General features: G+C 64.9%; 14 protein-coding genes and 2 riboswitches. Of the genes, 8 read left to right on the forward strand and 6 right to left on the reverse strand.

All coding sequences use genetic code 11. The annotated features are described in order from the left end of the window. Positions 1–13: 13 nt before the first annotated feature. Positions 14–133: riboswitch (SAM riboswitch) on the reverse strand. Positions 134–410: 277 nt separating this feature from the next. Further along, positions 411–2,666 (forward strand): NADP-dependent isocitrate dehydrogenase, encoded by a 2,256-nt coding sequence (locus E0T84_RS15115; protein ID WP_138744814.1) that lies wholly within the window; start codon positions 411–413, stop codon positions 2,664–2,666. Positions 2,667–2,672: 6 nt separating this feature from the next. Here E0T84_RS15115 and E0T84_RS15120 read toward each other — a convergent pair whose 3' ends face one another. Further along, on the reverse strand, positions 2,673–3,506 hold the full coding sequence (locus E0T84_RS15120) for an alpha/beta fold hydrolase (RefSeq protein ID WP_070187343.1): 834 nt from the start codon (positions 3,504–3,506) through the stop codon (positions 2,673–2,675). Positions 3,507–3,595: 89 nt separating this feature from the next. On the opposite strand from E0T84_RS15120, the gene E0T84_RS15125 reads away from it, so the two are divergent. The 3 genes from E0T84_RS15125 to E0T84_RS15135 all read left to right on the forward strand — a co-directional run bounded on the left by E0T84_RS15125 (position 3,596) and on the right by E0T84_RS15135 (position 5,108). Continuing rightward, positions 3,596–4,387 carry an exodeoxyribonuclease III gene (locus E0T84_RS15125; protein ID WP_070187383.1) on the forward strand — a complete coding sequence of 264 codons (792 nt, stop codon included), beginning with the start codon at positions 3,596–3,598 and terminating at the stop codon, positions 4,385–4,387. Positions 4,388–4,474: 87 nt separating this feature from the next. Beyond that, positions 4,475–4,774: a nucleotidyltransferase family protein gene (locus tag E0T84_RS15130; RefSeq protein WP_234998372.1), complete on the forward strand. Its 300-nt coding sequence runs from the start codon at positions 4,475–4,477 to the stop codon at positions 4,772–4,774. Beyond that, positions 4,764–5,108 (forward strand): DUF86 domain-containing protein, encoded by a 345-nt coding sequence (locus E0T84_RS15135; RefSeq protein WP_070187342.1) that lies wholly within the window; start codon positions 4,764–4,766, stop codon positions 5,106–5,108. Before E0T84_RS15130 ends, E0T84_RS15135 begins: the two co-directional genes overlap by 11 nt. Here the strand turns inward: E0T84_RS15135 and E0T84_RS15140 are convergent, their stop codons facing one another. Continuing rightward, positions 5,109–5,726 (reverse strand): TIGR03086 family metal-binding protein, encoded by a 618-nt coding sequence (locus E0T84_RS15140; RefSeq protein WP_070187341.1) that lies wholly within the window; start codon positions 5,724–5,726, stop codon positions 5,109–5,111. A gap of 6 nt (positions 5,727–5,732) precedes the next feature. Between E0T84_RS15140 and E0T84_RS15145 the strand changes: the two genes are divergently transcribed. From E0T84_RS15145 to yhjD, 3 genes are read left to right on the forward strand one after another with little or no spacing between them, the layout of a single operon-like run. Next, complete coding sequence (locus E0T84_RS15145; RefSeq protein WP_070187340.1) at positions 5,733–6,197, forward strand: MarR family winged helix-turn-helix transcriptional regulator; 465 nt, start codon at positions 5,733–5,735, stop codon at positions 6,195–6,197. Between the two features lie 27 nt (positions 6,198–6,224). Continuing rightward, positions 6,225–7,241, forward strand: a complete 1,017-nt coding sequence (gene trpS, locus E0T84_RS15150; protein ID WP_070187339.1) for a tryptophan--tRNA ligase — start codon at positions 6,225–6,227, stop codon at positions 7,239–7,241. A 20-nt stretch (positions 7,242–7,261) separates the two neighbouring features. Then, complete coding sequence (gene yhjD / locus E0T84_RS15155) at positions 7,262–8,281, forward strand: inner membrane protein YhjD (protein WP_070187338.1); 1,020 nt, start codon at positions 7,262–7,264, stop codon at positions 8,279–8,281. Positions 8,282–8,382: 101 nt separating this feature from the next. On the opposite strand, the gene E0T84_RS15160 is transcribed toward yhjD, so the two are convergent. After that, entirely contained in the window at positions 8,383–8,700 is a 318-nt protein-coding gene (locus E0T84_RS15160) for a multidrug efflux SMR transporter (RefSeq protein WP_070187337.1), read from the reverse strand. A gap of 12 nt (positions 8,701–8,712) precedes the next feature. Then, a riboswitch (guanidine-III (ykkC-III) riboswitch) is annotated at positions 8,713–8,777 on the reverse strand. Between the two features lie 31 nt (positions 8,778–8,808). On the opposite strand from E0T84_RS15160, the gene E0T84_RS15165 reads away from it, so the two are divergent. Further along, positions 8,809–9,657, forward strand: a complete 849-nt coding sequence (locus tag E0T84_RS15165; RefSeq protein ID WP_070187336.1) for a nitronate monooxygenase — start codon at positions 8,809–8,811, stop codon at positions 9,655–9,657. A gap of 224 nt (positions 9,658–9,881) precedes the next feature. Here the strand turns inward: E0T84_RS15165 and E0T84_RS15170 are convergent, their stop codons facing one another. The 3 genes from E0T84_RS15170 to E0T84_RS15180 all read right to left on the reverse strand — a co-directional run bounded on the left by E0T84_RS15170 (position 9,882) and on the right by E0T84_RS15180 (position 12,999). Further along, positions 9,882–10,556, reverse strand: coding sequence for a ferric reductase-like transmembrane domain-containing protein (locus tag E0T84_RS15170; protein WP_070187335.1), 675 nt, complete (start codon positions 10,554–10,556; stop codon positions 9,882–9,884). A 135-nt stretch (positions 10,557–10,691) separates the two neighbouring features. Next, positions 10,692–11,906 (reverse strand): D-alanyl-D-alanine carboxypeptidase, encoded by a 1,215-nt coding sequence (locus tag E0T84_RS15175; RefSeq protein ID WP_070187334.1) that lies wholly within the window; start codon positions 11,904–11,906, stop codon positions 10,692–10,694. A 94-nt stretch (positions 11,907–12,000) separates the two neighbouring features. Beyond that, complete coding sequence (locus tag E0T84_RS15180) at positions 12,001–12,999, reverse strand: SMP-30/gluconolactonase/LRE family protein (protein ID WP_234998363.1); 999 nt, start codon at positions 12,997–12,999, stop codon at positions 12,001–12,003. Positions 13,000–13,076: the final 77 nt, after the last annotated feature.

Genomic DNA, 13,076 nt, shown 5'->3' on the forward strand with positions numbered 1-13,076 from the left:
GCCCGTACCTTCGGACCCGCGCTTGCCTTACAGCCGCGAACGACTGCTCAACCTGGTCATCACCCGGGGCACCCCACCGCGGTTGGAGGGTTGCCGGCCAGCAAGCCGGGGCTTGATGCTGACACTCATGACCGGCCTGCAGCTTATCGCAACGCGCTGAGGCCATGCCAGTCGGTTCTGCGGGGTGTTTGCCCGTTTTGTGCGACCGCGACTGAAACACGTTCAGTTCGGCGGGCCGGTGAAGGTGTCGGACGCCTGAACACAAGCCAAAGTTACTGGTCAGTAATGAAAGCTGCCCCTTCGAGGCGGTGCCCGTCCTTGTAGTCTGGCCGCGACACAAGAGCAGCGAATAACCACGAGTGACAACGAGTGATCCTCGTCGAACCGAGACTGACGCCGGGAGAGCAACCATGACTGCCCAGCAGCCGACCATCATCTACACGCTGACCGACGAGGCGCCGCTGCTTGCGACGTACTCCTTCTTGCCGATCATCCGCGCCTTCGCGGAGCCGGCGGGTATCGATATCCAGACGAGTGACATCTCGGTGGCGGCGCGCATCCTGGCCGAATTCGGCGACTGTCTGACCGACGAGCAGAAGGTTCCGGACAACCTCGGTGAGCTAGGCCGTCTCACTCAGCTGCCCGAGACCAACATCATCAAGCTGCCCAACATCAGTGCCTCGGTCCCGCAGCTCACGGCCGCGATCAAGGAACTACAGGAGAAGGGTTACGCGGTCCCCGACTACCCGGGGGATGCCAAGACCGACGAGGAGAAGGCGATCCGTGATCGCTACTCGAAGATCCTCGGCAGCGCGGTGAACCCCGTTCTGCGCGAAGGTAACTCGGACCGCCGCGCCCCCAAGGCCGTCAAGGAGTACGCGCGCAAGCATCCGCACAGCATGGGCGAGTGGTCGCAGGCCTCGCGGACCCACGTGGCCACCATGAAGACCGGCGACTTCTACCACGGTGAGAAGTCGATGACGCTGGACAAGGCTCGCAATGTCCGGATGGAGCTGGAGACCAGCCCGAAAGACGGCGGGGTCGGGGAGACGATTGTCCTCAAGCCCGAGGTCAAGCTCGACGAGGGCGACGTCATCGACAGCATGTACATGAGCAAGAAGGCCCTGATCGAGTTCTACGAGGAACAGATCGAGGACGCCTACAAGACGGGCGTGATGTTCTCGCTGCACGTCAAGGCGACCATGATGAAGGTCAGCCACCCGATCGTGTTCGGCCACGCGGTCAAGGTCTTCTACAAGGACGCCTTCGCCAAGCATCAGAAGCTGTTCGACGAGCTCGGCGTCAACGTCAACAACGGTCTGTCTGATCTCTACAGCAAGATCGAGGCGCTGCCCGCCTCGCAGCGTGAGGAGATCATCGAGGACCTGCACCGCTGCCATGAGCACCGGCCCGAGCTGGCCATGGTCGACTCGGCCAAGGGCATCTCGAACTTCCACTCGCCGTCCGATGTCATCGTCGATGCGTCGATGCCGGCGATGATCCGCCTCGGCGGGAAGATGTACGGCGCCGACGGCCGCACCAAGGACACCAAGGCGGTCAACCCGGAGTCGACGTTCTCCCGGATGTACCAGGAAGTGATCAACTTCTGTAAGACCCACGGCCAGTTCGACCCGACCACGATGGGCACGGTGCCCAACGTCGGTCTGATGGCGCAGAAGGCCGAGGAGTACGGCAGTCACGACAAGACATTCGAGATCCCGCAGGCCGGTGTCGCCAAGATCGTCGACATCGATTCCGGTGAGGTGCTGCTGAACCAGGACGTCGAAGAGGGCGACATCTGGCGGATGCCGATCGTCAAGGACGCCCCGATCCGCGACTGGGTCAAGCTGGCCGTCAACCGGGCTCGGTTGTCCGGTATGCCTGCCGTGTTCTGGCTCGATGACGAGCGTCCGCACGAGAACGAGCTGCGCAAGAAGGTCAAGGCCTACCTCAAGGAAGAGGACACCGAGGGCCTGGAGATCACGATCCTGCCGCAGGTCTGGGCCATGCGCTACACCCTGGAGCGGCTGATCCGCGGCCAGGACACGATCTCGGTGACCGGCAACATCCTGCGTGATTACCTGACCGACCTGTTCCCGATCCTGGAACTGGGCACCAGCGCCAAGATGCTCTCGATCGTGCCGCTGATGGCCGGCGGCGGGCTGTACGAGACGGGTGCCGGCGGCTCGGCCCCCAAGCACGTGCATCAGCTGGTGGAGGAGAACCACCTGCGCTGGGATTCGCTCGGCGAGTTCCTCGCCCTGGGCGCCAGCCTGGACGACTTGGGCAACAAGACCGACAACGCCAAGGCCAAGGTGCTCGCGGCCGCGCTGGACACCGCGACCGGAGAGTTGTTGAACGAGAACAAGTCTCCCTCGCGCAAGACCGGCGAGCTGGACAACCGCGGCAGCCAGTTCTACCTCGCGCTGTACTGGGCGCAGGCGCTGGCCGAGCAGACCGAGGACAAGGAGCTGGCCGCGCACTTCGCGCCGCTGGCCAAGGCCCTCGGCGAGCAGGAGCAGGCCATCGTCTCCGAACTCAATGCGGCCCAGGGCAAGCCGGCCGACATCGGCGGCTACTACTACCCGGACCCGGAGAAGACCGCTTCGGTGATGCGTCCGAGCAAGACGCTCAACGATGTGCTGGGGGCCGCCGAGAAGGCATAACCTCCGTCAGCCCGTCGCTCGGGCCTGGCCGATGTGCGGGTCGACGAACTCGGTGATCACCCGGGTGATGGTGTCGGGTGCCTCGAACATCGGGACGTGCCCGACACCCTTGAGCGTGGTGACGACGGCGTCCGGCGCCAGGCTTCTGGTGAAGTGCCGGGTGAATCGCGGCGCCGGCAGCACCCGGTCCTTCTCGCAGATGACGAGCTGGGTCGGGGTTCGCGAATCGGCGATCTCCATCAGCCCGGCGGTGGTCAACGCCTTGACCATGAGTTTGAAGTAGGCCGGGCAATGTGCCAGGTCGTCGATCAGATCGCGGCGGTCGCTGTCGTTGAGCACGTCGGGGGTCGCGCTCACGGCGACATATGAAATCTGCTTGGTCAGTGGGAGTTTCAGCAGCTGCTGACGCAACACCGCGGTGGAGAGCACGATCGGCAGCGCTGCCATGAACTTGGCGATGATCTCGTACTTCGCCAGCGTGTGCATCGACCAGCCGCCGGCCGGGGCGATGCCGGTCAGGGTGCGGGCCCGGCCGCGCCGTTCCAGTTCGAAGGCCACCCAGCCGCCCAGGGAATTGCCGACGATGTGCGCGGTGGTCCAGCCGAGTTCGTCGAGCCGGCGTTCGACATCGTCGGCCAGTGCCGCGACGTCGAGGAGCAGGGGTGCATGCGCGCCACCGTGGTGGCCGGCCATGGTGGGGGCGAACACGTCGTAACGGCCGGTCTGGGCGAGTTGTGGCGCGACGTACTTCCATACGCTCTGCGACAACAGGAACGGGTGCAGCAGCAGGATCGGATCGCCGTCGGGAGTGCCGAGGTGGATGGGTGCACGTTCAGCCATGCCGCCAGACACTAAGGTGATACCTGCGGTACCGCAAGGCCCTGTCGGTGCCGATCGGTAGGGTCTGGGCCGTGGCATCTCCGGGACCTCTGACCGTCAGCACCATCAACGTCAACGGTATTCGCGCAGCGGTCAAGCAGCGCTCCACCGATAACCTCGGCCTGCTGCCGTGGCTCAAGGAAACCGAGGCCGACGTGGTGTGCCTGCAGGAGACGCGGGCCGACGATGAGCAGCTCAACGATGCCTTGGCGCCGGCTTTGGCCGACGGCTGGAACCTGGCCTCGGCCGTTCCGCATGTCAAGGGCCGCAACGGGGTTGCGGTGTTGTCCCGGCATCCCATCGAGGCGGCTCGGCTGCTGGTTTCTGAAGAGTTCGAGACGCACGGGCGCTACCTCGAGGTGGATACCGCCGGCGTGACAGTGGCCAGCGTGTATGTCCCCACCGGGGAAGCCGAGACGGATCGTCAGCTGGAGAAGGAACGGTTCATGGCCACGATCGCCGCCCGGATGGCCGAGCTGCACGGACGCGACGCGGTGCTGTGTGGTGACTGGAACATCGCGCACACCGAGAACGACATCAAGAACTGGAAGGGCAACGTCAAGAAGGCCGGCTTCCTGCCCAGTGAGCGGGCCTGGCTCACCGAGCTGCTGGGCACCGGCTGGGTGGACGTGGTGCGGGTGCTGCATCCCGATGTGGCCGGGCCCTACAGCTGGTGGTCCTGGCGCGGTAAGGCGTTCGACAATGATGCCGGCTGGCGTATCGACTATCACCTGGCCAGCCCGACGCTGGCGGTCAAGGCCACTTCTGCGCGGGTGGACCGGGCCGAGCTGTACGCGTTGCGGTGGTCGGATCATTCACCCGTGACGGTCTGTTACGGCTGAGCGCCGACGCACCGATCGCGCGTTTGGTTCGCCAAGAACTGGATTTATCGGGGACAATTTGCGGTGGAGGTGGCGACGTTGCATGAAGTGGTCGAGTCGAAACGGCATGAGGTCGAGTTGTTGTGTCGTGAGCTCTCGGTTCGTCGGCTCGACGTGTTTGGTTCTGCCGTCGGGGATGCGTTCGACGCCGAGTCCAGTGATCTCGACGTTCTCGTCGAGTTCGGCGAAGCGGCTGGCGTCGACTACTTCGACCATTACTTCTCGCTAAAGGAAGGTCTGGAACGGATATTCGGACGTTCGGTCGATGTCGTGACGGTGTCAAGCATCAAGAACCCGTACTTCAAGAAAGATGTGATGAGGACGCGGGAAGCGCTGTATGCCGCGTGACGCGAGGAAGTACCTGTGGGACGCTCGGCAAGCGGTGATGCTGGTCCGTCAGTTCAGCGATGGAAAGACATTCGCTGATTACCAGGCTGATGCATTCCTGCGTTCTGCGGTTGAACGTCAACTTGAGATAGTTGGTGAAGCGCTCAATCAATTGTCCAAAGCAGACAAGGTCATTTCGGCGCAGATTCCGGAGCTCTCACGGATAGTGGCCTTTCGGAACATCCTTATTCATGGGTACGCCGATGTTGACGATGCATTGGTGTGGCAAGTAATCGTCGACAAACTCCCGGAGTTGGAGAACGTCCTTCGTTACCTTCTTCCTGGGCAGCAATAGCTACGTCTGACGCCAGCCTGGCGTACGGCCAAGGTGCAACAGAATCTTCTCGAAATCTGTTGCCGCCGAGGCGTTGATAGCCCGGTCGAACGGCGAGGCTGTGCTGTCGCGGAAGTCGCCGTCGGGGATCGCCGTCACCAACGGCACCAACGCGGTGACCACGTCGGCCGGTAGTTCGTAGGGCGTGCCGAGAGCGGCGGCGACATCCCACCCGTGCACGGCGTAGTCCACGAAATGGAACCCGATCACCAACGCGCCCGGGAACGTCGCATCCGGGCCGAACTCCGGTAGTGCAAGCGTCGCCTCCATGACCCCGTCGGCGGCGAAGGCGTCGAGCACGTCGTGGGCGGCCGCGGCGTATGCGCCGCACGGGTCGGCGCGTACGGCGTCAGCCACGGCCGTGACCTCCCACGCGGACTGATCGGCGCCGTGTCCGCGGGCTGCGGCGGCGAACCCGCGGTGCTGCACGGTCATGTGGGCGAGCAGATCGGCCACCGTCCACCCGGCGCAGGGCGTGGCCCGGTCCAGGTCGGAGGTGCCGACAGTGTCGACGACATCGATCGATTGCAGAACAACGGTGCGGTGAAGGGGGCGGAGATCGGTCTCAATAGTAGGCATGCGCTTATGATAAGCGTGAGCATATCATATCGCAACGCTTACGCTGACCCGGTGTCTCGACGCCCCGATCTGGCGGCCATGCTTGCCCCGTTGCTGCGGGAGCTGATCGCCGCCGAACAGCCGATACTGGATGCCCACGGCGTGTCGATGTGGGGTTACGTTGTCCTGCTCGCACTCGACCGGTCCTCGGTCCGGACCCAAGCGGCACTGGCCGAGGCGATCGGTGCCGACAAGACGCGCATCATCCGCACCCTCGATGACCTGCAACGGCAAGGCTTCATCGAGCGTGAGGCCGATCCCGACGACCGCCGGGTGCGGCTGTTGGCCATCACCGACGCGGGCCGCGCGGTCAAGGATGCGGTCCAGCGGGAGATCCAGCGTGGGGAGGAGCGGTGGCTGGGCGAGCTGGCCGCCGATGATCGCAAAGTGTTCCTGCGGGTGCTGCAGCAGCTGGCCCCTGAACAAACCTGATGACGTCAGTGCGAAAATCAGAAGATCATGAGTAGCGGAAGCAAACAGGTCGTATTCTCGGGCGCCCAGCCCACCTCCGACTCCCTGCACCTCGGCAATGCCCTGGGTGCCGTCACGCACTGGGCGCAGCTGCAGGACGGCTACGAGGCGTTCTTCTGCGTCGTCGACCAGCACGCCATCACCGTGCCGCAGGACCCCGAGACCTTGCGCCGTCGCACGCTGGTGACGGCCGCGCAATACCTGGCGCTGGGCATCGACCCGACGCGCAGCACCGTATTCGTCCAGAGCCACGTCCCGGAGCACAGCCAATTGGCCTGGGTGCTGGGATGTTTCACCGGCTTCGGCCAGGCCTCGCGGATGACACAGTTCAAGGACAAGTCGACCAAGCAGGGGGCCGACGCCACCACCGTGGGCCTGTTCACCTACCCGGTGCTGATGGCCGCCGACGTGCTTCTCTACGACACCGATCTCGTCCCGGTCGGCGAGGATCAACGCCAGCACCTGGAACTGGCTCGCGACCTTGCGCAGCGATTCAACGCGCGGTTCCCGGACACCTTCGTGGTGCCCGAGGCCATGATCCCCAAGACCACCGCCAAGATCTACGACCTGCAGGATCCGTCGGCGAAGATGAGCAAATCGGCAGCCACCGACGCCGGTCTGATCAGCCTGCTCGACGCTCCGTTGGCCACCGCCAAGAAGATCCGCTCGGCGGTGACCGACAGCGAGCGTGAGATCCGGTTCGATCAGGTGAACAAGCCGGGCATCTCGAACCTGCTGACCATCCAGTCGGCGGTGACCGGTGCCGACGTCGACAAGCTGGTCGAGGGCTATGCCGGCCGCGGCTACGGCGACCTCAAGAAGGAGACCGCCGAGGCAGTGGTGGAGTTCGTCACGCCGATCAAGACCAGGGTGGATGAATTGCTGGCCGATCCGGCTGAGCTCCAGTCCGTTCTGGCCGCCGGGGCACAACACGCCCGCGAGGTCGCGGGGAAGACCCTCGCTCGGGTTTACGACAGGATAGGGTTTCTCCAGCAAACGTCGTAAACACCGGGGAGGGGTTGACGGTGGACGAGCCGGAGAAGCCGGGATTGCTGGATCGGATGCGGGCGCGCTTTCCCTGGTTCGACCATGTGATGCGGGCGCAGGAGCGCTATAGCGACTGCAATGGCAACTTCTACGCCGCCGGCATCACGTATTTCACGATCTTCGCGCTCTTCCCGCTACTGATGGTCGGGTTCGCCGCCGGCGGCTTTCTGCTGGCCAGTCGGCCTGACCTGATGTCGGAAATCGAGGAGCGGATCCGTGACGCGGTGTCCGGCGACCTCGGCCAGCAACTGATAACGCTGATGGACTCCGCCATCGACTCCCGCGGCACGGTCGGTGTCATCGGGCTCGCGACCGCCGCATGGGCGGGGCTGGGCTGGATGGCCAACCTGCGTGCCGCGCTCACCCAGATGTGGGAGCAGCACCCCACCGAATCAAACTTCGTCCGTTCCAAACTCTCGGACTTGGTGGCCCTGATCTCTGCGTTTCTGGCGATGGTCATCACGATCGCGCTGACCGCACTCGGAGATCCCGCCCTGATGCGTAAAGTCCTGCACTGGATGGGCATTCAGGACATCGTCGCGTCCGTCGGCGGGCTGCGCGTGTTGTCGATCCTGGTGTCGGTGGGCATCTCATGGATGCTGTTCACCTGGATCATCTCTCGGTTGCCGCGCGAGGCCGTGCCGTTTCGTAGTGCGCTGCGAGCCGGGCTGCTGGCCGCCGTGGGTTTCGAGATCTTCAAACAGGTGGCGTCGATCTACCTGCAGTCGGTTCTGAACGGTCCTGCCGGTGCGACATTCGGGCCGGTGCTGGGGTTGATGGTGTTCGCCTACGTGACCGCCAGGCTGATCCTGTTCGCGACGGCGTGGGCGGCCACCACCAGGGAGAGCCTGGCCGCTGCACCGGTGCCACCACCGGAGCCTGCGCAGATCGTCACGCGCGTGCAGGTCCACGAGGGGGTCGGGGTGTCCGGAGCCTTGGCTGCAGCTGCCATGGGAGCGGTTGGGGCGCTGGGGCTTTCGAGGCTGCTGCGGCGCTAGGTGCGGTGCGGGTGCGGTGCGGGCCCGCGCCTTTGTCACGCCAGAGTGGCGCCGGAGGGCGACAGCCACGCTGGCGTGACAAAGCGAGGGCCGAAAGGCGCCTAGTGCGTGACGACTTTCAGCCCGACGATGCAGCCGACGACCCCGAGCATGAGCAATACCTTGATCACCGAGGCGGATTCGGCGCCGGTCACCATGGCGAAGCCGACAGTGAGCACCGCGCCGATGCCCACCCACACGGCGTAGCTGGTGCCGGGCGGCAGGCTGCGCATTGCGATGGCCAGTCCGATCATCGACAGGGTGAGCGCCACGAGGAATACGAGTGACGGAAACAGGCGGGTGAAACCTTCGGTCTTGCTCAGGGCGGTCGCCCAGACCGCTTCGAGAACACCGGAAACGACGAGAATCAGCCAAGCCATGGCACACCTCCAAACATCCCGTCTTTTCGCTGGCCGGGTACGGGTGTGCCTCGTCCGGTGCCATGTGCTGGCATTGTCGATTGTAACAACGACGTAACATTGCAGGCTGTGAGCTTGGCAACCACGTGGTCTCGGTCGATCGGCATCGACGCCCCCATCGTCAACGCGCCCATGGGTGGCGCGGCAGGAGGTCGGTTGGCCGCGGCGGTCTCGGCCGCGGGGGGCTTGGGCATGGTGGGGATGGGCAGCTCGGCCACCGCCGAGCAGTTGACCGCCGAGTTGGCCCTACTCGATGGCCAGCGGTTCGGAATCGGGTTGGTGCACTGGGTTGCCCAGGACCGGCCGGACCTGCTCGAGGTTGCCCTGGCCGCCCGACCCGCATTACTCAGCGTGAGTTTTGGAGACGACTGGGCCTGGGTGCGTCGGGCCCACGACGCGGGCCTGACGGTGACAACCCAGGTGGCCACGGTCGACGCTGCCCGGCGCGCGGTGGATGCCGGGGTCGACGTCGTGGTGGCGCGCGGGGCCGAAGGTGGTGGCCACGGTGAGCCGACGGTCGGCACCCTGCCGCTGCTGGCCGAGGTGCTCGACACCGTCGACGTACCCGTGCTGGTCGCCGGCGGAATCTCGTCGCCACGTGCGGTGGCCGCGGTGCTGGCCGCCGGGGCGGCGGCGGCTTGGGTCGGCACGGCATTCGCGGCATGTGCCGAGGCGCTGACGCCATCGGCGGCGCGCGACGCCCTGCTGGCCGCGCAGAGCGAGTCCACCGAGCTGACCACCGCGTATGACGTCGCAGCCGGATACCGTTGGCCCGCAAGCATTCCGGAGCGCGTCCTGCGCGGGTCGCCCGTGAACGCGGGACAGGGGGTGGGTCTGGTGACGGCTTCGGACGGCGCGGCCGAGATCCTTCGATCGCTGTGCGACGGGGCAGAACAGCTACTTGGACAGTGGCGTTGACCGGGCCTGCCGAACCGCCGAGAGCGGCGGCGGTTCGGCAGGCCCCGCGTGTATTTAACTAGATCGGCAATTACTTGTCAGTGTATTGGGCAAATTCATGATCAGTTGCTCGGTGCATCGTCCACGCTGCGGCTTTGTCGCGAAAACGTGGTTTGCGAGGACTCGATGGATCGCCGCCTTCAGCCGATACAGGGCGCCATCTCCGTGGCAAGCCGACGTCGGCGTTACGCGTGCTTGGCTTTCGCCGTACCTCGCTTCGCCTTCGCGATGAAGCGGACGATCAGCGCGGCCAGGACAACCATGAGAAACGGTCCGTAGAACTCCGTGTAGGTGACGCCCCGGCGCCAGTAGGCGATGAAGAAGGTGAACCAGATGACGTAGCTGCCGGTGACGTGCAGGTGCTTCCACGTCGAGTACGACATCCGTTTGGCGACACGGTCAAACGAGGTGATGGTCATCGCGATGATGAATCCGTAGGCGATGAAATCGAGGACGAAGACGCCGTGCGGGGTGGGATCGACGACGCGGGTCTCGAACCGGTGTGAGTTCAGAACGATTGTCGTGACGATGAATCCGGCGTGGACCAAATGAGATCCGGCGAAGCCGACACCGAGATAGCGTCGGTTGCGGCGGATCCACCTGGTGGTGTCGTTCGGCCACAGCTGATAGAGCGACGACGCGGTGAAGGCGAGCAGGAAAAGTATCGCCGATGTGCGCGCGGTGATGCGGATGCCGAGGTTGGCTCCGTTGACGCCGCCCACCGCCCACGCCGCGATGGTGGAGCCGGCGGCGATCGCCACGATGAGCAACCACGTCAGTGTCCAGCCGGACAGTGCGGACTTGAGTGGCGTGTGGCCGGCCGGTGTGGCGATCGCGGCATCGGATGATTTGATCGACACTTCTGAAGCTCTTCCTGCCGAATCGGGCATTGCCCCTGATTTCATGTCCTCAAGTCGAACATCGTGGAGTCATCGCGTCCAACGAACGTTTTCAATGATCGTCATCGACTACGTAGATGAGATCGCGGTAGCGGGTCAACGAGCCGGGCGACGATTGAGCGAACGGGCGCCCATGATCAGCAGGAACACGATCACCGCGCCCACGATGGCCACACCGACCCGCACCGGCAGTGAGTCCGCCGGTGGCAGGACCGAAGCGGCCTGGGCGGCCGTCGGTTCGTCGGCCTTGGGTGTAGTCAAGGACGGATCGGGGTCGACGAGATTGCCGACCTTGGTGCCGGGCGCGGTGGCGAATCCGTAGTCGAGCAGGTGCGCGGCTTGCTCCCACGGCGCGATCGGGACGCGAGTGCCCTTCATGAGCACCGCCACCAGGCGCCGGCCATCACGATCGGCAGCGCCCACGAAGGTCTGCCCGGCATCGTCGGTGTATCCGGTTTTACCGCCCAGCGCGCCCGGATAGTTGTAGAGCATCTTGTTGTCGTTCTCGATGGGGTAGGGCGGATTGCCGTCCCGCCCCGGGAAGTCGTAGCTCTGCGTTGCAACGATGTCGGCGAACACCGGGTTCTGCCAGGCGTAGCGGTAGAACAGCCCGATGTCGTAGGCCGAGGTGCTCATACCGGGGCCGTCCAAACCTGACGGGGTGGCGGCGCGGGTGTCGCGGCCACCGAGCTTGCCGGCCAGAATGTTCAGCTTCTGCAGAGCGGGGTCCCAGCCGCCGAGTTGCATCGCCAGGGCATGCGCGGCGTCGTTGCCGGAGTGCATCAACAACCCGTGCAACAGATCGTTGATCGTGTAGCGGCCGCCGGGCCCGACGCCGACACGGGTGCCCTCGGAGTTGGCGTCCTCCTGAGTGCCCGCCACCAGCTTGTTGAGGTTGAGTTCGTTGAGCGCGGCGGTGGCGGTGAGCACCTTGATGATGCTGGCCGGCCGGTGGCGCCCGTGTGGGTCCTTGGCGGCGATGATGTCACCGCTGTCCAGATCGGCGACCAGCCAGGCCTCGGCGGAGACGTCGTTGGGCAACGGCGGGGTGTCGGGAGCCGTGATCACGCCACAGCTTGAAAGCGCTTCACCGCCAATCGTCTTGGCAGGTACCGGTAGCGGGCCGGGGGCGACCTCGCCGGGCTTGGGCACCTCGGAGGCGTCCACCGCCGGAGGCGTGGTCACCTTGTAAGGGCATTCCGGGGCCGGGTCCGCGTGTGCGATACCGGCTGTCATCAGGGGTGCCGTCAGCATCGCCAGTGCCGCGAACGCAGACACGGCGCGCTGGGTAGTCCTCCGCAAGGTCGCCATCGTGACCGAAGATTAGGCGACGAGGACCGGTTTTCGGGTTTGCCACGCTGTGACGTGTGTGGTTTGTGTGACAATTGTTAACGTGCGGAAACCGCTAACCCAGGTCGCGAAGATCCGCATAGGCCAGCGCAGGGAAGGCGATCGTCGACATCCAGAGCCTGCCCGCCGATTCCACCACCCCGGTGACGGTGCCGAAGTCCGGACGCGCGGTCTGCACACCGGTGAGTACCTCGCCGGAATCGGCGTCGAACGCCAAAACCCACACTTGCGGCTGGATCTTGGGTTGAAGCCGATCGGGCAAATGCCACAAAAGCTTTCGTATTACCGGTGCGCGCGGCGCGAGCGCCTCCGCGGCGGCATTCGGTGCGGACACCATCGCCACCCAGATGCGGTCATCGGCACCGGTGGAGATGTTGTCCGGATAGCCGGGTAAATGCACGGCCAGTGGCGTCACCGTCCCGGCCTGTGGCCCGCTCAGCCAGTACTTCGACAGTCTCCTGCCCTGAGTTTCGGCGAACACCAACGCCGACCCGTCGGCGGTGACGGTGACACCGTTGGCGAAGTAGAGGCCGTCCAGCACAGTGGTCACGTTGCCGTCGGTACCCAGCCGGAACAAGCTGCCACGGCCGCGAGCCTCCATGATCGCCCCGGTGAAATGCTCGAAATGGAACTGGCTGGTGGACTCAGTGAAATAGATTGTGCCGTCTGCTGTTTCGGTGACATTCGAGCAGAACCGCAACGGCCTGCCGTCGATGTCCCGCACCAGGACATCCAACGCACCGGAGCCGGGGTCCAGCGCGAGCAGCCCACGGTGACTGTCGCAGATCAACACCCGTCCATCGTGGGCGACATGCATACCCAACGGGCGTCCACCGGTGTTGGCAACCACCGCTGCCACTCCGTCGGGGGACAACCGCACGATGCGCCCATCGACCAGGCCGGTCCACAATTGTCCGGATGCGTCGACCACGACATCCTCGGGCCCTTCGCCCGGTACCGGCACGATGGTGAGTGTGGCTGGGCCGAAATTCGGCAGCTCGTCGATGGGAGGCGGAGTCCAACGGACCGGATCGATCGGGGGTTTACGAGCCACGCCGCCAGTCTGCCGCCGAATCGGCATTCCGGCAGAGAGTTACTCGAACTTGTTCTGCCGGAGTGCCGTTTTGGCGG

Source organism: Mycobacterium sp. DBP42 (assembly GCF_005924235.1).
Taxonomy (GTDB): Bacteria; Actinomycetota; Actinomycetes; order Mycobacteriales; family Mycobacteriaceae; genus Mycobacterium; species Mycobacterium syngnathidarum.

Coding starts and splice junctions, on each gene's coding strand:
- E0T84_RS15115 (WP_138744814.1), top strand. CDS start 411: ATGACTGCCCAGCAGCCGACCATCATCTACACGCTGACCGACGAGGCG.
- E0T84_RS15120 (WP_070187343.1), bottom strand. CDS start 3,506: ATGGCTGAACGTGCACCCATCCACCTCGGCACTCCCGACGGCGATCCG.
- E0T84_RS15135 (WP_070187342.1), top strand. CDS start 4,764: ATGCCGCGTGACGCGAGGAAGTACCTGTGGGACGCTCGGCAAGCGGTG.
- E0T84_RS15140 (WP_070187341.1), bottom strand. CDS start 5,726: ATGCCTACTATTGAGACCGATCTCCGCCCCCTTCACCGCACCGTTGTT.
- E0T84_RS15145 (WP_070187340.1), top strand. CDS start 5,733: ATGATAAGCGTGAGCATATCATATCGCAACGCTTACGCTGACCCGGTG.
- trpS (WP_070187339.1), top strand. CDS start 6,225: ATGAGTAGCGGAAGCAAACAGGTCGTATTCTCGGGCGCCCAGCCCACC.
- E0T84_RS15160 (WP_070187337.1), bottom strand. CDS start 8,700: ATGGCTTGGCTGATTCTCGTCGTTTCCGGTGTTCTCGAAGCGGTCTGG.
- E0T84_RS15175 (WP_070187334.1), bottom strand. CDS start 11,906: ATGGCGACCTTGCGGAGGACTACCCAGCGCGCCGTGTCTGCGTTCGCG.